Source organism: Clostridium sartagoforme, from assembly GCF_039521405.1.
GTDB classification, from domain to species: Bacteria; Bacillota; Clostridia; order Clostridiales; family Clostridiaceae; genus Clostridium; species Clostridium sartagoforme.
Window position 1 is genome coordinate 59,079 of the sequence record NZ_BAAACH010000014.1, and the last position, 19,911, is coordinate 78,989.

A 19,911-nucleotide genomic window follows, 5' to 3' on the forward strand; every position below is an offset into this window, starting at 1 on the left:
ATGAAGGCTTTAATAGTATCAGGAGGAAAAGCACCATCTAAGCATCTGTTGTTAGAATCATATAAAAAAGCAGATATTATAATAGGTGCGGATAAAGGTTGTGAGGTACTATACCAATATAATATATCTCCAAAATACATACTGGGTGATTTTGATTCGGCGGATAATAAGATAATAGCTTGTATGGAAGCCAATGGCTGTAAAAAAATAAAATACAAAAAGGAAAAGGATTTTACAGATACAGAAATTGCATTTAACTTAGCTCTTGAAGAAGGAGCAACAGAAATAATACTTTTAGGAGCAACTGGAACTAGATATGATCATTCATTAAGTAATATTGGACTTATGTTAAAAGGACTAAAGAAATCTATTCATGTTGAAATAGTAGATGATAATAATAGAATTTTTTTATGTGATAAAAGTATGATATTAAGAGGAAATAAAGGGGATATTATATCTTTTCATGCATATTGTGAAATAGTAAAAAATTTTACTATAAAAAATTCTAAATATGATTTATTAAATTATGATCTATCTTTGGGTGATGGTTTAACTACTTCTAATGAATTTGTAGGAAAAAACATAAAAATAACTTTTGATAGTGGAATTATAATGGTTATTTATTCTAAAGATTAAATAAAAAAATAATCACTCATTTTGTTTATTTGCATACAATGTATATAAAGAGATGAGTGATTTTTTATGGAGGGAGAATTTATGAAGATAATAGCTATAAAATTACCAAGATTTATTTCAAATTTTATTAGATTTTTTAAAAGGAAAAGATAACTACATATGAAAAATGTATGACAAAATAATTAAATATAAAATAAAAAATGCAATTGTTAAAACCAATTGCATTTTCTATTTGAACTTATATTGCTCTTTGAACCTTACCAGATCTAAGGCATCTTGTACATACATGAACTGTTTTTGGTGTTCCGTTAACTAAAGCCTTTACTCTCTTTATGTTAGGAGCCCAAGTTCTCTTTGATTGACGATGTGAGTGGGAGTATTGAGTTCCAGATACAACCCCTTTATTACAAACTTCGCATCTTCTTGCCACTTGAAAACACCTCCTTATTTGTGAAGATAATTTCTCTTCAATAGGACAGATTAAATTTTAACATAGTAAGCCTTAGAAAAGCAATAGAAAATGAGAAAAAAATGAAAAAACTTTTAAATTAAAAAATATTTATATATATAATGTTATCTTCATATAATAAGCTATGTAAGATTTACTTGAATAATAAATATAAGTAATATAAAATATAGTATAAGGATATTTATAAGGAGGATTCTATATGGTAGGATATTCAAATGAACTTGGAAATATACATTATTCAGACGAAGTGCTTGCAAAAATAGTTGGACTTTCAACTATGGAGTGCTATGGAGTAGTTGGTATGGTTTCTAAGAATGCAACTGAGGGATTATGGGAATTAATGAGAATAGAAAATTTAAGCAAGGGTGTTAAGCTGAAATTTAATGAAGATAAATTAGTTATAGAATTATATGTTATGGTTGAATATGGAACAAAGATTTCTGTAATAGCTAATAACATAATACAAAAGGTACGTTATAGCGTGGAAAACTTTACTGGATTAAAAGTTTCATCTGTTACAGTAAATGTTCAAGCAGTTAGAGTCTAGGAGGTAAAAAGATGAAATATCAGAAAATAAATGGCCATGATTTTTATAACATGGTTGTTAATGCTAGCAACAGATTGTTAGAAGAAAGCGAATACGTTAATGCTTTAAATGTATTCCCTGTTCCAGATGGAGATACAGGAACCAATATGTCAGCTACTTTTAAGGCTGCAGTTAAAGAGATAGAAGGATTAAATTCTATGTCAATTGCTGAAACTTCAAAAAAGCTTGCTAAAGGGGCTTTAATGGGAGCAAGAGGAAACTCAGGAGTAATTCTTTCTCAAATATTAAGAGGTATTTCTAAGGGCCTAGAAGGAAAAAATGAAGTAGACGCTATAGAACTTGCTATAGCTTTTAAGGAAGGTAGTAACGCCGCATATAAGGCTGTTATGAGACCAACAGAAGGAACTATACTTTCTGTTATAAGAGCTGCCGCTGATGCAGCGATAGATACAGATGTAAAAGATATAGTAGATATTATGGACGTTATAGTAACAGAAGCTAAAATAATGTTAGATAAAACACCAGATTTATTACCAGCATTAAAGAAAGCTAAGGTTGTAGATTCAGGTGGAATGGGATTATATATTATTCTTAAAGGAATGTATGATGCCTTAAGAGATGATATTAAGGCTGAAATAAAGGATATTAAACCAGCAACTGCTAAAATGCAAGGTGCTCAAGGTACAGAAGATATAGATATTAAATTTGGTTATTGTACTGAATTTATAATTTTAGCAGATGCTAGTAAAGCTGAAAAATTTAGAGATGATATAACTCCTATGGGAGACTCACAAGTTGTAGTTGGATATGAAGATGTTATAAAGGTACATATTCATACAAACGACCCAGGAGCTGTTTTAGCAAAGGCTGTTAAATTAGGAGAATTATCAAAAATAAAAATAGATAATATGAGGGAAGAGCATAGGGAAGTACTTTTAAGCAAAGAAGAATATAAAGAAGCTAACATAGATGATTCAGCTCACTTTGAAGGTGAAGCAGCAGTTGAAGAGTTAGAACAGGAAAAGAAGAAATATGCATTTGTGGCAGTTGCAATGGGTGAAGGTATAACTAATATATTCAAGGATTTAGGTGTTGACTATGTTATAGAAGGTGGCCAAACAATGAACCCTTCAACTCAAGATATAATGGAATGTGTATCTAAATTAAATGCTGAACATATTTTTGTTTTACCAAATAATAAAAATATAATAATGTCAGCAAATCAAGCAGCTGAAATTGCAGATAAAGATGTCAGGGTAATACCAACAACTACAATACCTCAAGGAATAACATGTGTTACAATGTTTAATCCAGAACTAGAAGTTGATGAAAATGTAGAAAATCTTAAAGAAGCAAGAGAAATGGTTAAGACAGGTTCTATAACTTATGCAGTAAGAGATACAGAAATGGATGGAATAGAAATAAAAGAAGGAAATATTCTTGGTTTGATTGAAGGTAAAATAAAGAGAGTTGGAGAATCTTATTTTGATATTACAGAGGAAATACTTTCTGATATGATTGACGAAGACAGTGAACTTATAACAATTTTCTATGGTGCAGATGTAACAGAAGAAGAAGCAGAAGAATTTGCAGAGAAAATAGAAGAAAAGTATGAAGAGTTAGATGTTCAATGCTATAAAGGAGCACAGCCTCTTTATTATTTCTTAGTATCAGTAGAATAATAAAAAAGCGCAAGTTTTTACTTTATTTACATAAGTAGAAACTTGTGCTTTAATATTTAGTGAATTAAAATTTTGAGGGTGAGCAAATGAATATATCCATGGAAATATCTACTCTAAAAGGAGTAGGACCAAAGCTTAGTGAAAAGCTTAATAGATGCGGAATTTTTACTATATATGATTTACTGCTATATTTCCCAAGAGATTATGAATTTATAAGAAGTGATATAGATTTTAATGAAATAGATGGTGAAGAAAAACAAATTTTAAGCTGTAGAGTAATAGGGTATGATAGAGATATAAAAACCAAAACAGGGAAAATTATAACAACAATAAAGTTTGATTATAAAGGACACATTGTTGTTGGAAAATGGTTCAATCAAAGATATATAAAAAATTCTTATAGATTAAATGAATCTTATGAGTTAGTTGGGAAATTTAAAAAAGTAGGTAACTTATTAGAAGTTATAAACCCTATTATCGGATGTAGAGACGCGAAGAAAAGTGAAATAATACCTAAATATCCTTTGAAAGGTGATTTAAGTGATAAAATAATTACTAAGCTTATAAATCAAATATTAGATGAGATAGTTATAACAGACAATTTACCAGAAATAATGCTAGAAAAGTATAATATGATAGGATTGGATAGAGCAATAAGAGAAATTCATTTTCCAAAAGATAAAAATGAATTAGATAAAGCACTAGTAAGATTAAAGTTTCAAGAGCTATTTACATATTCAATGAAACTTTTATTACTAAAAAATAATCTTAGAAACAAAAATGGGATTTCATTTTATTGGCATAAGCAATTGACGAATTTAAAAGAAGCATTACCATTTAAGTTAACAGAGGCACAGACTAAAGTTGTTAGAGAAATATTAAGGGATCAAAAAAGTAATTATCCAATGAATAGACTTGTTCAAGGTGATGTTGGTAGTGGTAAAACTATAGTTGCAATAATAGCAATGTTTAATGTTATAAAAAATGGATTTCAAGCATCTCTAATGGCTCCAACAGAAATACTTGCAAATCAACATTATAAAGAAACTTTGAAAATATTAGAAGCTTTTGATGTAGAAGTTGAATTATTAACTGGGAGTACTAGCTTAAAAGAAAAGAAACGAATAAAAGAGAGAATTTCCACAGGCGAACCGATTATAGTAATAGGAACACATGCATTAATACAAGAGGATGTAGATTTTACTAATTTAGGCCTTGTTATTACAGATGAGCAACATAGATTTGGCGTTGAGCAAAGAAATAAACTTATAAACAAAGGAAGACGACCAGATGTTTTAGTTATGACAGCAACCCCTATCCCTAGAACTTTAGCTTTATATATGTACTCAGACTTAGATGTTTCAATTATTGATAAGCTACCTCCAGGAAGAAAAAAGATAGCTACAAAATTCTATTCTGAAAATGATAGAATGTTAGCTTATAAATTAGCCTTAGATGAAATAAGAAAAGGAAGGCAAGTTTATATAGTTTGTCCATTGATCGAAGAAAATGAAAAAATGGAATTGAATTCAGTTGAAAAACTTTATGAAGAATTAAAAGACGATGTATTTAAAAATGTAAGTATAGAAATATTACATGGCAAAATGAAGCCGAAAGAAAAAGACGAACTTATAAATTTGTTTAAGGAAGATAAAATTAAAGTTATTATCTCAACTACTGTAATTGAAGTTGGAGTAAATGTACCAAATGCTTCAATGATGATAATAGAAAATTCGGAGAGATTTGGTTTAGCACAGCTTCATCAGCTAAGAGGAAGGGTAGGAAGAGGAGAGTATGAATCTTATTGTATTCTTATTGGAAATGCAAAAAATCAAAAAACAAAAAAAAGAATGGAAATAATGGTAGAATCAACAGATGGATTTTATATATCTGAGCAAGATTTAAAGCTCAGAGGAGCAGGTGAGATGTTTGGTATAAGACAAAGTGGAGATATAGGGCTTGTTCTTGCAGATATATATGAAGATATAGATATATTAAAATGTGCAAGATATGAAGCTAATAATTTAATTAGTTCTAATGAAATAGAACATGTAAAATTGTGTAGAGAAATATCAAACTCTATTGAAAGATATAGTCGATATATTTGTTTTAATTAAAAAAATTGTATATGAATAAATATTGTGATAAAATTGAAATGATAGTACCTAAGGAGGAAACTAAATGAGAATAATAGCAGGTAAAGCAAGAGGGAAAAAATTAATACCTCCAGCTACCATGGAAACTAGACCAACTTTAGACAGAGTAAAAGAAGCTATGTTTAGTATAATTCAAGGATACATACCGGATGCTGTGGCTATAGATGTGTTTGCAGGAACAGGAAGTCTTGGTTTAGAAGCAGCAAGCAGAGGGGCAAAGGAAGTTTATTTAATTGACAAAAGTAATACTACATTTCCTTTGTTAAAGCAAAATGTTAAGAGTTTAAAGTTTGAAGATTTCTGTGTTCCATTAAATATGGATTCATATGATGCTTTAAAGATGTTAAGCAATAAAGGAATAACTTTTGATATTATATTTATAGATCCACCTTATTGTAAGGAAATGATTCCAGAAGCAATCAAAATAGTAAAAGAAAATAATATGCTGAAGGAAAATGGAATAATAGTTACAAAAATAGATTCTATAGAGGAAATATACGAAGGATATAAAGATATAAAATTATTACAAAGTAGAAAATATGGAAATACAACAGTATGTTTTTATAAATATGAGGAGTAAATAAAAAGGTGATAGATATGAATATAGCAGTATATCCAGGGAGTTTCGATCCTATTACTAAAGGACATTTAGATATTATAACTAGAGGTTCTAAGATTTATGATAAACTTATAGTTGCAGTATTAGTAAATGTAGATAAAAAGTGTTTATTTAATATTGAAGAGAGAGTTGAGTTAATTAAAAAAGTTACTAAGAATTTAAAAAACGTAGAAGTATTAAGTTTTGAAGGATTATTAGTGGATTTTGCAAAGATACATAATTCAAAGGTTATATTAAAGGGTCTTAGAACAATATCAGATTTTGAATATGAATTTCAAATGGCACTTATGAATTCGAAATTAAATCCAGATATAGAGACGGTTTTTATGATGACTTCCTCAGCGTATTCTTATGTGAGTTCATCTTCAGTAAAGCAAGTTGCTAAATTTGGTGGAAATATTGAAGGGCTTGTACCTAACGAATTAATATCAGAAATTATAGATAAGTTTTAAATTGTTTTATCGAGGGGGAAAAGGTATGGAGAAGACAGAAGTTAATATAATAGAACTTTTGGAGTATTTGGAAGAACTTATAGAAACAGCACCTAAGGTACCTATAACAGGTAAAAGTGTAGTAGATAAAAAGGAATTTTTAGAAGTAATAGATCAAGTAATAAATTATCTTCCAGATCAATTAAAAAAAGCACAATGGGTAATGACTGAAAAAGATAGAATACTTGGAGATGCTCAAAAAGAGTATGAATCAACTAAAAGTGAAATTTTAGAAATGATGAAACAAAAAGTTGAAAATCATGATGTAGTGAAGGAAGCTAAAATAAGAGCTAATGAAATAATTGCCCTAGCACAAAGAGATGCTAAGGCAATTAGAATTGGATCTAGAGAGTATTCAACAGAAATTTTATCTCAATTAGATCGAGAAATTGAAGAAAAAAGAAATATTCTAATTGAAAATATGCAAAAATCCTTTGAAATAGCAGCAAAAGAGATAGATGAAAAACTAAGTAGCACAGGGTCAAAAATAAAGGAAAATATTTCAGAGTTAAGAGGAATGTAATTTCTTCTTAAAACTTTTTAGAGTTATAGATATTAATAGTGTTAATAGAAAAAACAATAGTATAGGAATAAAATATTTATAAAGTGTATAAATATTATAATTTTCATTTGTAATAATATTTGAAGTTGGAACTGAGGTTAAAAGTATATTACTTGAAATAAAAGTTATTATAAAACTTAGTAATCCTTGTATAAACTTATAAAATATATATTTCTTCATATTAGGACTACTTTTACTTACTATAGAGCTTACTTGAGCTATAACAGATAAGCTTGAAAATGATAAAATAAAGCTCATCATGCTTAATTTTAAACTCATAGATATATTAGAATTAGAGATTAATTTACATCCATTTGTAAATTCAATACTTCCTAAAAAAAGATTATATAACGTTCCAACAGGCAAGTTAATTAAGTCTTCTAAATATTTAAAAGCAATGCTTATATAAGTGTTGCTTTTTATTATACTTATTAGTACTGAAAATATTATAACAAAAGCTCCTACATTTATAGTTGTAGCAACTGCATTTTCAATGGAATTTTTTAGATTAATACCAAAGGGAAGTTCTTTATAAGTATTATTTAAATTTGAATAAGAAACTTTAAATTTTAAATTTCTTCTTGTTAAAAAACCTACAATAATTATAGAAAAATAATTAGCTATTAATAAAATATACCCGAGTTTTACATCATATAACATAGCAGTTGCAACTGCTCCTAAAATAAAAATTGGCCCTGCATTAGATGCTATATTTAAAAGTCTTTCATATTCACTTTTATGTATATATCCAAGCTCATAAATGTCAGAAGAGTATTTTGCTCCTAATGGATAACCACATATAAAACTTGCAGCCAAGGGAAAAGAGCAATTTCTAGAGAGACCTAGAGGTTTACAAATTAAAGGCCCAAGAATTTTAGAATAAAGGGTTATTCCATCATAGTAGATTAATAAGTTGCATATGACACTAAATGGAAAAATTGTTGGTAATATTGCTGTGATAACAAGTTTTGTACCATTTATAGCAGCTGAAATACTAACCTCTAGATTTATTACAAATATAATTATAAATATAGTAATTGCGAAACAAATAAGATAATTTTTCTTAATATCTAAAAGTTTTAAAAGTAATGCTACTAGAAAAAAAATTAAAAGCCATAAAATAAAAATACTAAACATAAAATTTACCTCCTATATAGTATTTATATGCCTATGGCTTTCTAATATTAACTTTTTATTATAGGTAACATTAAATAATCATTTAGTGGATTCACTTTATTATTTAATATTGAATATGCTTTAGTAGCTTGAATATCTAGATTTAAAAGAGGATTATTTATGTTTTTGGAAACCTTTGTTATAATGGGGATTTTTGATTTTTTCTTCATTTCCTTTAATATAAGACGACCATTATCATTAAATCCAAGAACTTTAGCGTAAAGATTATCTGGATTTATTAAATCTTTAAAAGAATATCTATCTAAAGATAAAAATATCTGAGACATTAATCTAGAAATTTTGGTATAAGTATATCTTTTACTTTTTACTCTAAATATTAAATCTTCATAAGATGTGCTGTAATATATTTCTTTTAAGAATTTATTATCTAAGCCTTCTTTTATTTCAAAAAGATTGTTAAAATCTATACAATTTGTAATGAGTTTATATTTAATATATTCATACATATCTTTTTCAAAGACAAAAGGATAGTTTTTATCTTTTAAAGTGTATAACATATTTAATGAAACACTTGGAATATAATTTTTTAAATTATCTAAAGATAAATTGTTTTTAAGACTTTCTCTTATACTAGTAGCGGAAGAAAAGAGACTATTTAGTTCTTTATCATTATATTTAGCGCCTTCTCTTTTTAAAGTTAAAGGTTTAATTGAACTATTCAAAAGAATTAAAGCCTTTATATATTCTATTCCTAAGATATTATTTGAATTTGATAAAATTTCTTTCAAAGAGTCATCTTCTAAAATTTTTATTAAAGAAAGTTCTCGAGCCTTAGCATAAGTCATTCCTTTTTTTAGATTTTCTTTAATCTCTAACTTTAATTCATTAGATTCATCTGTTAATATTTTAGCAATTTTAGTTAATAAGTTGATATCTCCACATTCACTTCCAAAAAAAATGTTATTGATTACATTAATTGAATCAAGAATATATACTGAACCTCTTGCAAAAAATTCAGCAGAAGATAAAGCATAAAAAGTTGGTAATTCTAAAACTAAATCAACTCCATTTAAAATAGCCATTTCAGCTCTTTTCCATTTATCTATTAATGCTGGCTCACCTCTTTGAACGAAGTTACCACTCATTATACAAACTATACCATCACAATTTGTTTCTCTTTTTGCAGAATCTAAATGGTAAAGATGACCATTGTGAAAAGGATTATACTCCGTTATTATTCCTGTTATATTCATAAATACACTCCTTAATGGGAAATATAAAATCATTATAACATAATAAAAATTTAATAAAAGACTAATATAAAGGAGAAGGATTACGGACAAGCAAAAGTATTCAGAATATTTATAATATAAAGAATTAAATCTTTCGTATATTTTTATGTTGAAAGTTATAGTTATTTAGGAGTATATTAATATATGAAGATGAGTCCGTATCTTTTTGAAAGGAGTAATTATTATGGAACTTATGAATAAATTATGGGATGCAGCAAAGGCTGATAAAAGAAGAATAGTTCTTCCAGAAGGTGATGAGGAAAGAACACTAGTTGCTGCACAAAGGATCGAAGAACTTGGTTTAGCTTATCCAGTTCTAGTTGGAGATAAAAACAAAATAAATGAAAAAGCAAAAGAACTAGGAGTGAACTTAGAAGGAATCGAAATAGTCGATCCAAACACTTCAGAAAGATTACAAACTTATGTTAATGAGTTTTATGAATTAAGAAAAAGTAAAGGAATGACTTTAGAAAAATCTGAAAAAATAGTAAGAGATCCATTGTATTTTGGAACTATGATGGTTAAATTAGATGATGCTGATGGAATGGTTTCTGGTGCTATACATACTACAGGAGATTTACTTAGACCGGGACTACAAATAATAAAAACTGCACCAGGAGTATCTGTTGTATCAAGTTTCTTCATAATGATGGTACCAGGTTCAAAATATGGAGAAGAAGGGATGCTTTTATTCTCAGACTGTGCAGTTAATCCGAACCCAACTTATGAGCAGTTAGCAGCAATAGCAATAGCTACAGCAGATACAGCTAAAAATCTTTGTAAGATAGAACCAAGAGTAGCTATGTTATCATTTTCAACAATGGGAAGCGCAGATCACGAAATGGTTGATAAAGTTAGAAAGGCTACAGAACTTGCAAAGGAATTAAGACCAGATTTATTAATAGATGGTGAGTTGCAATTAGATGCGGCTATAGTTGACAAGGTAGCATCTCAGAAAGCTCCAAATAGTGATGTGGCAGGTAAAGCTAATGTATTAATATTCCCAGATTTACAAAGTGGAAATATAGGATATAAGTTAGTTCAAAGATTTGCAAATGCAGAGGCTATAGGACCTATGTGCCAAGGTTTTGCAAAACCAATAAATGATTTATCAAGAGGATGTAGTTCTGATGATATAGTTAATGTTGTTGCATTAACTGCAGTTCAAGCACAATCTCAAAAATAATAACTGTTAGGAAGGAGTATAACAAATGAAAGTATTAGTAATTAATTGCGGTAGTTCATCGCTTAAATACCAATTAATAGATATGACTACTGAAGAGGCATTAGCTCAAGGGTTAGTGGAAAGAATAGGAATTGAAGGTTCAGTTTTAACTCAAAAGGTTGAAGGCAGAGATAAGTATATAGTTAAACAACCAATGGAGGATCATAAAGTTGCTATAAAGCTAGTTTTAGATACTTTAGTAGATAGTGAGCATGGAGTAATTTCATCAATGGATGAAATATCAGCAGTTGGACACAGAGTTGTTCATGGTGGAGAAAAGTATAAAAACTCAGTAATTGTTAATGAAGAAGTTAAAGAGTATATAAAACAATGCTTTAAATTAGCACCACTTCACAATCCTGCAAATATGATAGGAATAGAAGCTTGTGAAGAACTAATGCCAAATACTCCAATGGTAGTAGTATTTGACACTGCATTTCATGGAACAATGCCAGAAGAATCATATTTATATGCACTTCCATATGATTTATATAAAAAGCATGGCATAAGAAAATATGGATTCCATGGGACTTCTCATAAATATGTTTCTCAAAAGGTGGCAGAAGTTATGGGAAGAGATATAAAAGACTTAAAGATAGTTACATGTCATTTAGGAAATGGTGCAAGTTTATGTGCTGTTAAAGATGGTGTTTCTATTGATACATCAATGGGCTTTACCCCACTTGAAGGTGTTGCTATGGGAACAAGAAGTGGAAATATAGATCCTGCTATAGTAACTTTCTTAATGAAAGAAGAAGGTTTATCAATAGATGAGGTTAATGATTTACTAAATAAAAAATCAGGAGTTCTTGGAATATCAGGAATCAGTTCAGATTTTAGAGATATTGAAGATGCTGCTTTTAAGGAAGGCATACATAGAGCTAAATTAGCACTTTCTATATTTGAATATAAGGTAAGGGCTACAATTGGATCATACGCTGCTATTATGGGTGGAGTTGATGCTATTGTATTTACTGCTGGAGTTGGAGAAAATGGGCCAGAAACTAGAGAATCAATCTTAAAAGGATTAGAATTCTTAGGTGTAGAAATAGATACTGAGAAAAATAATGTTAGAGGAAAATTAAGAGAAATATCAAAAGCTGATTGTAAGGTAAAAGCTTTTGTTATACCAACTAATGAAGAATTAGTTATTGCAAGAGATACTCTTGAATTAATTAAGTAATTTATAGAAATTGTAATATTCAATAGATATATTTTTGAGTGCATAATTATTAGTTAAGTAATTTACAATAAATTACTTGACTTTTAATGGTGCACTTTATATAATAAATTGTGTTTATTCGGCAAATATTTATCTAAGGAGTGAAATGAAGCTTTGCTCAAGCTATACACATAATGTGTATAATGTATCCTAAAGGATATGAGGACTTAGTCTAGAGCAAATACATATGATTATACAATTTTCAGACTTAATTTCATCTAAGAAAAGAAAAAAAGAAATAAATGTAACATATGAATTAGCTCCACTTTCTTTTGATGGAGATCAAATAGAAGCTATAGAAGCTATAAATTTAGTTGGAGATCTAATTTCTATTGGAGATGTTTTAACTTTAAAAGCTTCAATAAAGACAAAATTAAAATTAAACTGTTCAAGATGCCTAGAGGCCTTTATCTATCCAATAGATATTGATATAGAAGAAAGGTTTACAAATAATAAGGAACTTCAAGAAAATGAGGAAATTATTTTTGTAGATAGTGATACTTTAGATATTACTAAAATAGTTGAAAATGTTATTATTTCAACCTTACCTATTAAGAGACTTTGCACAGATGACTGTAAGGGACTTTGCTACCAATGCGGTAAAAATCTTAATGAAGGTTCTTGTCAATGTGAGACAAATGATGTAGACTTAAGACTGGCAAAGTTACAAGAGTTGTTTGGAAATAAGGAGGTGTAGTAATGGGAAATCCTGCTAGAAAAACATATAGAGCAAAGAGAAATTCAAGAAGAGCTCAAACTTTTAAGGCGAGCTTACCTGGAATAGTTGAGTGTCCACAATGTCACGAAATGAAGCTAGCTCACAGAGTTTGCAAGAATTGTGGCTTCTATAAAGGTAAAGAAGTAGTTGCTTCAGTAGAAGAATAAAGAAAGTCTAATGACTTTCTTTTCTTTATATATAAAGAAAAGGGGCGAATGGTATTATGAAGATAGCTATAGATGGCATGGGCGGAGATAATGCACCTAAGGCTGTAATAGAAGGTGTTATACAGGCTTTAAAGGAATACAAAGGAATAGAATATTATATAACTGGGCCTAAAGAGCAAATAGAAGAAGAGCTAAAGAAATACCAATATGATGAAAAGCTAATTAATATAGTTGATGCAAGAGAAGTTATTTCTCCAAATGAACATCCAGTAATGGCTTTAAAGAAGAAAAAAGATTCAAGTATATGCAAAGCATTAAGACTTGTAAAAGAAAAAGAATGTGATGCAATTATATCAGGAGGTAGTACAGGGGCATTTTTGGCTGGCTGTACACTTATAGTTGGAAGAATAAAGGGCGTAGAAAGACCAGCACTTGCTCCAATTATGCCAGGTAGAAATGGTAGCTTTATGATAGTAGATGCTGGGGCAAATGTAGATTGTAAGCCTAACTATTTATTACAATTTGCTAAGATGGGCAAGGTGTATTATCAAGGAGTATTGGGCAAAGCAGAACCTTCAATAGGGCTAGTTAATATAGGAGCAGAAGAAGAAAAGGGTAATGAGTTAACTAAAAATGCTCACAAGCTATTAAAAGAAGAAATTAGTTTGAATTTTGTTGGCAACGTAGAACCAAGAGATACATCAAAAGGTGATGTAAATGTTTTAGTTTGCGATGGTTTTGTAGGAAATACTTTGTTAAAAATGTATGAAGGTGTAGCTTCAACATTATTAGGAATGATAAAAGAAGAGATTTTATCTGGAGGAATAATGAGAAAAGTTGGTGCAGGTCTTTTAAGTCCTGTTTTTAAAGCATTAAAAACAAAATTTGATTATAAAGAATATGGTGGAGCACCATTTTTAGGCGTTGAGGGTATTTGTATAAAAGCTCATGGAAGCTCAGATGGAAAGGCTTTTAAAAATGCTATAAGACAAACAAAAACTTTTTATGAGAATAAAGTATTAGAAAAAATAAAAGAAGAACTTCAAAATAATATATAATTATACCAATATGCATATTGACTAGATAAATAATATATAATATTATCTAAATGATGTATGTAGGAGGTGAATTAGATGTTTGAAAAAGTTAGAGAAATAATAGCTGAGAAATTAAGCATTAACGAAGATGATATAACAATGGACTCTTCATTCGTTGAAGATTTAAATGCAGATTCATTAGATTTAGTTGAACTTATGATGGCTTTAGAAGATGAATTAGACACAGAAATCCCAGATGAAGAAGCAGAAAACTTTAAAACTGTTGGAGATGTAGTTAAGTATTTAAAGAATCATGTTGAAGAGTAGTATAATCCCGCTTTAATGCGGGATTTTATATTTAAAAATTATGATATAATTTGGTTTATTCTTGAATTTGCTCTATTAAAGATATTTTGTTAAAAAGCAAATTGAAGAATAAACTTCAAGGAGTGTATAAAATGGCGAAGTTTAATATAAAAGAAGTTGAGGAAAATATAGGACTAACCTTTAATGAGCCTACTCTTTTAAAGGTTGCATTAACTCATAGTTCTTATGCTAATCAACATAAAGATCAAGAATATAATGAAAGGTTTGAATTTCTAGGAGATTCAATACTACAGTTATGTATTACTGAATATTTATTTTTAAATTATAAAAACAAAAGTGAAGGTGAATTAACAAAAATAAGAAGCTTAATAGTTTGTGAAAATTCACTTTATGAAATTGGTAAAAAATTAAATTTAGGATATTTTATAAGGATAAGTAGAGGAGAAGAGCTAACGGGGGGAAGAGAAAGAGTATCTATAATAGCAGATGCCGTAGAAGCTTTAATTGCAGGAATTTATTTAGATAAGGGCCTTGAATTTGTTAAGGATTATATAATCGGTCATTTTAAAGAAATAATAGATAAAGCAATTAATAATAGTATAGTGCTAGACTATAAAACAAAACTTCAAGAAGAAATGCAAAAATCAGGCGAAGTATCAATAGTATATGAATTGCTTAAGTATGAAGGACCTCCTCATAGAAGAAAATTCTTTACTTCAGTTATAATAGAAGATAAGGAATATGGTAAAGGTGAAGGATATAGTAAAAAAGAATCAGAACAAAATGCAGCTAAAGAGGCACTACGAGCTTTGGAGGAATCTAATGAGTAAAAAGCATTATATAATACCTATATTTGTATCTCATCAGGGCTGTCCCCATCAATGTGTATTTTGTAATCAAGATAAAATAGCTAGAGCTGTTAATAAAGAAGTGACAGATGAAGATGTAAGAAAGACAGTAGAAGAGTATATTAAAACAATAGACCATAATAATTCAACTATTGAAATATCTTTTTTTGGAGGAACATTTACAGCAATAGATATAAATAAACAAAAGGAATTATTATCTGTTGCAAAAGAATATAAGGAAAAAGGTTATATAGATAAAATTAGAATGTCTACAAGACCTGATGCAATAAATAAATACATATTAGATTACTTAAAAGAATATAAAGTAGATATAATTGAGCTAGGAGTTCAATCATTGAATGATGAAGTATTAAGGTTATCTGGAAGAGGTCATAGTTCAGAAGATGTGAAAAGAGCTTCTAGGCTTATAAAAGAATATAAAATTACATTAGGGCATCAAATAATGCCAGGATTACCAGGAGATAATTTTGAAAAGGATATTGAAACTGTAAAAAAATCAATAGAAATGGAACCAGATATATGTAGAATATACCCATCATTAGTGATAAAAGATACACCTATGGAAGAAATGTATAAAAGAGGAGAGTATACTCCATATTCCTTAGAAGAAGCTGTTTGTGTATCTAAAGAATTATACAAATTATATAAAGAGGCAAATGTTAATATAATTAGGATTGGTCTTCAACCAACAGAAAATATTACTTGGGGCAAAGATATTATAGATGGACCTTTCCATCCAGCTTTTAGAGAGTTAGTGGAAGGCAGCTTGCTTTGTGATAAAATAAAATCATCTATAAATATAGATGAAGATATTATAATAGAAATAAATTCAAAGGATTTAAGCAAGCTTTACGCAAATAAGAAAGTGTATTTTAATAACTTAAAATATAATCATAATGGGAAAATAGCAGTTACTACCAAAGATAAGATAAACAGAGGGAATGTTAATATTATCGTACTAAAAAGAATAGAAAAGGTTAGTATATAAGGTAGGCAAGATTTTGCCTACCTTATTATTGATATTTTACTATCTTTACTATAAACTTAAATAAGAATAGGAGTGGTAATTATGAAAAAACAAACGAGACAAAAAATGATATATATAATTACTATAATTTTAGCAATCATGTTTTCAATGAGTCTATTAGTATCATTGATATAGATAAGGAGTGCATCTATGTTTTTAAAATCCATAGAAATAAGAGGGTTTAAATCTTTTGCAGACAAGACCCAATTAAAGTTTAAAAAGGGAGTAACAGCAGTAGTAGGACCAAATGGTAGTGGGAAAAGTAATATATCTGATTCAGTTCGTTGGGTTCTTGGAGAACAAAGTGTAAAAACCCTTAGGGGTGGGAAAATGGAAGATGTCATTTTTGCAGGAACTCAATTTAGAAAACCGGTTGGACTAGCTCAGGTTTCACTTACGTTAGATAACTCAGATAATTCATTAGATACTGATTACTCTGAAGTAACAGTAACAAGGAGAATATTTAGATCTGGAGAAACCGAATATTTAATAAATAATCAAAAGTGTAGATTAAAAGATATTAATAGCTTGTTTATGGATACAGGAATAGGCAAGGAAGGATACTCGCTTATTGGACAAGGTAAAATAGAAGCTATATTAAGTGGAAAAGCAGAAGATAGGAGAGCCTTACTAGAAGAAGCAGCAGGTATAGTTAAATTTAAGTCAAGAAAAGAGGAAGCAGAAAGAAAACTAGCCAATACAGAAAATAATTTAATTAGGATAAGAGATATAATCTCAACTTATGAAGAAAGAATTGAGCCATTAAAAGTAGAAAGAGAAAAGGCTTTAAAGTACAAACTTCTAGCAGAAGATCTTAAAGTTAAAGAAGTTTCTGTTTTAGTTGATAATATAAAAAGAATAGATAAAGATATTAATAACATAAGTGAAGAAATAAGTAATAAAAAATGTGACATAGAAACTAAAAGAAATAAATTAAAAATATATAAAGAAGAAGTTTTAGATTTAGAAGTAAAAATAGAAGAATTAGAGAATAAAAATAGTCAAGAAAAAAGTGAATATTATATTAAAAAGGAGGAAGTAAATCAAAGTCTAAATAATATAGAAATACTTAAAGAAAGAATTAAAAATCTAGAAGAAATAATAGAAAAAGATTTAGAGGAAATAAAGAATTTAGAAGATAATTTAGAAGATTCTAAAAAAGAAAAAGAGAATATAGCTAAAGAACTTGAGGAAAAAATACAGGAGCAACTTCAAAAAGAAAATGATATTAAGAGGTTGGAAAATGAAATATATGATTTAAAAAAAGAAATTCAAAGAATAGAAAGAGAAATAGAGTATTTCAAAAATGAAGAATTTGAGTTATTAAGAAAGATTTCAGAAACCAATAATAGTATTTCTTTATTAAATAAAGAAATACTAAATAAAGAAGAGTTAGGATTAAATGGTGAGAATACTTTAAAGACTTTAGAAGGAAATATAAGTATTAACTTAGCCACAATTATAGGATTAAGAAAAAATATAGAAGAAACTCAAAAAGAAAGAGAAAATTTAAGAAATATTATAATTGAAAATAAGAAAAGGCTTTCAAGTTTAATTGGCGATATAACAAAAAAAGAAAATATTATAAGGGAAATATCTAAAAACATAAATACTTTAGAAGGGAAATTAACCACTTTAAAAGACTTAGAAAAAAGCTATGAAGGTTATCAACTCTCTGTAAAAAGATTAATGGAAAGAATAGAAAATGGACAAATAGCATATGGAAAAGGTACTAAGGTGTTGGGTGAAGTATTTAGTGTCAACAAGGAATATGAAACTGCTATAGAAATATCTTTAGGGGGAGCTATTTCAAATATAATAACTGATGATGAAAATACTGCAAAGCTATTAATAGAGTATCTCAAGAAAAATTCTTTAGGACGAGCAACTTTTTTACCTTTAAATATTATTAAGGGAAATAGATTAAATATATCTAATAATATAAAAGACATTTCAGGTTTTTTAGGACTAGCATCTGATTTGATTAGTTTTGATAGTAAATTTAAAGAAGTAATTGATTATTCATTAGGTAAAACAATAATTGCTAAAGATATGGAATCTGCTTTAAAGATATCAAGGATTGGTAATTATAAGCTTAAGATAGTTACATTAGATGGAGAGGTAATTAGCCCTGGTGGAGCTCTTACGGGAGGAAGTATTTATAAGAAAAACAATTCAAGTATATTAGGAAGAAGAAGAGAACTTCAAGAGTTGCAAAAAAGTATAATGGAAAGTAAAGATAGATATTCTTTAGAATATGATTATTTAAATAAGATAAAAGAAGAAGTAAAATTAATAGATGAGGAAAATTTAAATAAAAGTGATGAAGTTCATGGGAAGACAATCGATATAACAAGATTTGAAAGTGAAATAAAGTCCTTAGAAAATGAAGGAGTTAAACTTAGAAATTCTTTTGAAGTTTCAAAAAAAGAAATTTCTTTAAACAATGAAAATTTAAATAAATTAAAAGAAGAAATAAAAAATAAAGAGGAATCATTAAAAAATCTAGAGATAAATAATAAAAAAAATAGAGATAATATTTTATCTTATGAAGATTTATTAAAAGAAAAGAAAGAGAAGTTTGATAAATTAAAAGATGAATCTATACAAATTAAAATAAACAAGGCAGCATTAGATGAAGTTGTTTATGGAAAAGAATCTGAGCTTAAAAGAAAAGAAAAAGAAGAGAGAGAAAAAGAAGAAAAAATATTGAAGTTTAAATTAGAAAACAAAGAAAGAGAAAGTACTATAATTTCTTTAAGAAATCAAATAGATAAAGATATAAATTTAATTAATGAAATTAATAATAGATTAAATAATCTTGAGAATATATTTAAATCTGACGATATTAAAAGAATAACTTTAAAAGATAAGTTAAAAATAAGAGATGGGGAAGCTAATGAGTTAATAGAAATATTAAGAGTATTAGAAAATGAATTAAGTAAAAGAGAAATATCATATGCTAAAATAGAAAGTGAAAGAGAAAATAATTATAAGAGGTTAAATGAAGAGCTAAGTTTAACTTTAGCAGAAGCTATAGAAATTGCATTAGAGATAGAGAATGTTTCAAAAGTTAGAGATGAAATATTTAAATTAAAGTCTCAAATCACAGCTCTTGGAACCGTAAATCTAGCGGCAATTGTAGAATATGAAGAAGTTTGTGAAAAATATGAATTTATGTCGTCGCAAGAAGAAGATTTAAATAAAGCAAAAGATGAACTTACGACAGTTATTAATGAAATGACTACAAAAATGCAAGAGCTTTTTAGAGAAAATTTTAAAGTACTTAATGCAAACTTTAACGAAACTTTTAAAGATTTATTTAAAGGGGGAACAGCAGAACTTATTTTAGGTGAAGGTGATGAACTTACAGCTAATATAGAAATAAATGTTCAGCCACCAGGTAAAAAACTTCAAAATATAAATCTAATGTCAGGTGGAGAAAAAGTACTTTCAGCAATTGCATTATTATTTGCGATATTGAAAATGAAGCCAACACCATTTTGTATATTAGATGAAATTGAAGCAGCTTTGGATGATGCAAATGTATATAGGTATGCAGAATTCTTGAAACAATTCTCTGAAAATATTCAATTCATAGTAATTACTCATAGAAAAGGAACTATGGAAGCAAGTGATATTATGTATGGAGTAACTATGGAGGAAAAAGGAGTATCAAAGGTAGTTTCAGTTGACTTAAGTAAAGATAATTAGGAGGTAAATTATGG

The 19,911-nt window shown here is 28.2% G+C and carries 19 protein-coding genes; 16 read left to right on the top strand and 3 right to left on the bottom strand.

Features of this window, described 5'->3' with window-relative positions; genetic code table 11:
* Positions 1 to 636, top strand: coding sequence for a thiamine diphosphokinase (locus ABDZ60_RS06555; protein WP_016206414.1), 636 nt, complete (start codon positions 1 to 3; stop codon positions 634 to 636).
* Between the two features lie 238 nt (positions 637 to 874).
* Here the strand turns inward: ABDZ60_RS06555 and rpmB are convergent, their stop codons facing one another.
* Positions 875 to 1,066, bottom strand: coding sequence for a 50S ribosomal protein L28 (gene rpmB, locus ABDZ60_RS06560; protein WP_008678335.1), 192 nt, complete (start codon positions 1,064 to 1,066; stop codon positions 875 to 877).
* 238 nt (positions 1,067 to 1,304) lie between these two features.
* Here rpmB and ABDZ60_RS06565 point away from each other — a divergent pair, with 238 nt between their 5' ends.
* From ABDZ60_RS06565 to ABDZ60_RS06590, 6 genes are all read left to right on the top strand, one after another.
* The gene (locus ABDZ60_RS06565) at positions 1,305 to 1,652 is read left to right on the top strand and encodes an Asp23/Gls24 family envelope stress response protein (protein WP_016206413.1); all 348 of its coding nucleotides are present in this window, start codon (positions 1,305 to 1,307) and stop codon (positions 1,650 to 1,652) included.
* Positions 1,653 to 1,663: 11 nt separating this feature from the next.
* Positions 1,664 to 3,334, top strand: a complete 1,671-nt coding sequence (locus tag ABDZ60_RS06570) for a DAK2 domain-containing protein (RefSeq protein ID WP_343777046.1) — start codon at positions 1,664 to 1,666, stop codon at positions 3,332 to 3,334.
* 86 nt (positions 3,335 to 3,420) lie between these two features.
* Positions 3,421 to 5,451, top strand: coding sequence for an ATP-dependent DNA helicase RecG (gene recG / locus ABDZ60_RS06575; RefSeq protein ID WP_047000602.1), 2,031 nt, complete (start codon positions 3,421 to 3,423; stop codon positions 5,449 to 5,451).
* A gap of 64 nt (positions 5,452 to 5,515) precedes the next feature.
* Positions 5,516 to 6,070, top strand: a complete 555-nt coding sequence (gene rsmD / locus ABDZ60_RS06580; protein ID WP_016206410.1) for a 16S rRNA (guanine(966)-N(2))-methyltransferase RsmD — start codon at positions 5,516 to 5,518, stop codon at positions 6,068 to 6,070.
* Between the two features lie 17 nt (positions 6,071 to 6,087).
* Positions 6,088 to 6,561: a pantetheine-phosphate adenylyltransferase gene (gene coaD / locus ABDZ60_RS06585; protein WP_016206409.1), complete on the top strand. Its 474-nt coding sequence runs from the start codon at positions 6,088 to 6,090 to the stop codon at positions 6,559 to 6,561.
* 25 nt (positions 6,562 to 6,586) lie between these two features.
* Positions 6,587 to 7,123, top strand: a complete 537-nt coding sequence (locus ABDZ60_RS06590) for a hypothetical protein (RefSeq protein ID WP_016206408.1) — start codon at positions 6,587 to 6,589, stop codon at positions 7,121 to 7,123.
* Here ABDZ60_RS06590 and ylbJ read toward each other — a convergent pair.
* Entirely contained in the window at positions 7,109 to 8,299 is a 1,191-nt protein-coding gene (gene ylbJ, locus ABDZ60_RS06595; protein ID WP_343777049.1) for a sporulation integral membrane protein YlbJ, read from the bottom strand. The two genes, ABDZ60_RS06590 and ylbJ, sit on opposite strands and share 15 nt — an antisense overlap.
* Before the next feature lie 47 nt (positions 8,300 to 8,346).
* A complete protein-coding gene (locus tag ABDZ60_RS06600; RefSeq protein ID WP_016206406.1) occupies positions 8,347 to 9,552 on the bottom strand; it encodes a nucleotidyltransferase in 1,206 nt (401 codons plus the stop codon).
* 223 nt (positions 9,553 to 9,775) lie between these two features.
* On the opposite strand from ABDZ60_RS06600, the gene pta reads away from it, so the two are divergent.
* From pta to smc, 9 genes are all read left to right on the top strand, one after another.
* Entirely contained in the window at positions 9,776 to 10,777 is a 1,002-nt protein-coding gene (pta, locus tag ABDZ60_RS06605) for a phosphate acetyltransferase (RefSeq protein ID WP_016206405.1), read from the top strand.
* A gap of 25 nt (positions 10,778 to 10,802) precedes the next feature.
* A complete protein-coding gene (locus ABDZ60_RS06610) occupies positions 10,803 to 11,999 on the top strand; it encodes an acetate kinase (protein WP_016206404.1) in 1,197 nt (398 codons plus the stop codon).
* A 226-nt stretch (positions 12,000 to 12,225) separates the two neighbouring features.
* Entirely contained in the window at positions 12,226 to 12,735 is a 510-nt protein-coding gene (locus ABDZ60_RS06615; RefSeq protein WP_016206403.1) for a YceD family protein, read from the top strand.
* 2 nt (positions 12,736 to 12,737) lie between these two features.
* Complete coding sequence (gene rpmF, locus ABDZ60_RS06620; protein WP_008678357.1) at positions 12,738 to 12,923, top strand: 50S ribosomal protein L32; 186 nt, start codon at positions 12,738 to 12,740, stop codon at positions 12,921 to 12,923.
* 56 nt (positions 12,924 to 12,979) lie between these two features.
* On the top strand, positions 12,980 to 13,981 hold the full coding sequence (plsX, locus tag ABDZ60_RS06625) for a phosphate acyltransferase PlsX (protein WP_016206402.1): 1,002 nt from the start codon (positions 12,980 to 12,982) through the stop codon (positions 13,979 to 13,981).
* A 75-nt stretch (positions 13,982 to 14,056) separates the two neighbouring features.
* Complete coding sequence (acpP, locus tag ABDZ60_RS06630; RefSeq protein ID WP_016206401.1) at positions 14,057 to 14,287, top strand: acyl carrier protein; 231 nt, start codon at positions 14,057 to 14,059, stop codon at positions 14,285 to 14,287.
* Between the two features lie 131 nt (positions 14,288 to 14,418).
* Positions 14,419 to 15,117, top strand: coding sequence for a ribonuclease III (gene rnc / locus ABDZ60_RS06635; RefSeq protein WP_016206400.1), 699 nt, complete (start codon positions 14,419 to 14,421; stop codon positions 15,115 to 15,117).
* On the top strand, positions 15,110 to 16,144 hold the full coding sequence (locus ABDZ60_RS06640) for an elongator complex protein 3 (RefSeq protein ID WP_016206399.1): 1,035 nt from the start codon (positions 15,110 to 15,112) through the stop codon (positions 16,142 to 16,144). Before rnc ends, ABDZ60_RS06640 begins: the two co-directional genes overlap by 8 nt.
* Before the next feature lie 189 nt (positions 16,145 to 16,333).
* Positions 16,334 to 19,897, top strand: a complete 3,564-nt coding sequence (gene smc, locus ABDZ60_RS06645) for a chromosome segregation protein SMC (protein WP_343777055.1) — start codon at positions 16,334 to 16,336, stop codon at positions 19,895 to 19,897.
* The last annotated feature ends 14 nt before the right edge of the window (positions 19,898 to 19,911 follow it).

What these genes read in the sequence shown, in the direction of transcription:
- ABDZ60_RS06555 (WP_016206414.1), top strand. Translation starts at nt 1, where the DNA reads ATGAAGGCTTTAATAGTATCAGGAGGAAAAGCACCATCTAAGCATCTG.
- ABDZ60_RS06565 (WP_016206413.1), top strand. Translation starts at nt 1,305, where the DNA reads ATGGTAGGATATTCAAATGAACTTGGAAATATACATTATTCAGACGAA.
- ABDZ60_RS06570 (WP_343777046.1), top strand. Translation starts at nt 1,664, where the DNA reads ATGAAATATCAGAAAATAAATGGCCATGATTTTTATAACATGGTTGTT.
- recG (WP_047000602.1), top strand. Translation starts at nt 3,421, where the DNA reads ATGAATATATCCATGGAAATATCTACTCTAAAAGGAGTAGGACCAAAG.
- rsmD (WP_016206410.1), top strand. Translation starts at nt 5,516, where the DNA reads ATGAGAATAATAGCAGGTAAAGCAAGAGGGAAAAAATTAATACCTCCA.
- coaD (WP_016206409.1), top strand. Translation starts at nt 6,088, where the DNA reads ATGAATATAGCAGTATATCCAGGGAGTTTCGATCCTATTACTAAAGGA.
- ABDZ60_RS06590 (WP_016206408.1), top strand. Translation starts at nt 6,587, where the DNA reads ATGGAGAAGACAGAAGTTAATATAATAGAACTTTTGGAGTATTTGGAA.
- ylbJ (WP_343777049.1), bottom strand. Translation starts at nt 8,299, where the DNA reads ATGTTTAGTATTTTTATTTTATGGCTTTTAATTTTTTTTCTAGTAGCA.
- ABDZ60_RS06600 (WP_016206406.1), bottom strand. Translation starts at nt 9,552, where the DNA reads ATGAATATAACAGGAATAATAACGGAGTATAATCCTTTTCACAATGGT.
- pta (WP_016206405.1), top strand. Translation starts at nt 9,776, where the DNA reads ATGGAACTTATGAATAAATTATGGGATGCAGCAAAGGCTGATAAAAGA.
- ABDZ60_RS06610 (WP_016206404.1), top strand. Translation starts at nt 10,803, where the DNA reads ATGAAAGTATTAGTAATTAATTGCGGTAGTTCATCGCTTAAATACCAA.
- ABDZ60_RS06615 (WP_016206403.1), top strand. Translation starts at nt 12,226, where the DNA reads ATGATTATACAATTTTCAGACTTAATTTCATCTAAGAAAAGAAAAAAA.
- rpmF (WP_008678357.1), top strand. Translation starts at nt 12,738, where the DNA reads ATGGGAAATCCTGCTAGAAAAACATATAGAGCAAAGAGAAATTCAAGA.
- plsX (WP_016206402.1), top strand. Translation starts at nt 12,980, where the DNA reads ATGAAGATAGCTATAGATGGCATGGGCGGAGATAATGCACCTAAGGCT.
- acpP (WP_016206401.1), top strand. Translation starts at nt 14,057, where the DNA reads ATGTTTGAAAAAGTTAGAGAAATAATAGCTGAGAAATTAAGCATTAAC.
- rnc (WP_016206400.1), top strand. Translation starts at nt 14,419, where the DNA reads ATGGCGAAGTTTAATATAAAAGAAGTTGAGGAAAATATAGGACTAACC.
- ABDZ60_RS06640 (WP_016206399.1), top strand. Translation starts at nt 15,110, where the DNA reads ATGAGTAAAAAGCATTATATAATACCTATATTTGTATCTCATCAGGGC.
- smc (WP_343777055.1), top strand. Translation starts at nt 16,334, where the DNA reads ATGTTTTTAAAATCCATAGAAATAAGAGGGTTTAAATCTTTTGCAGAC.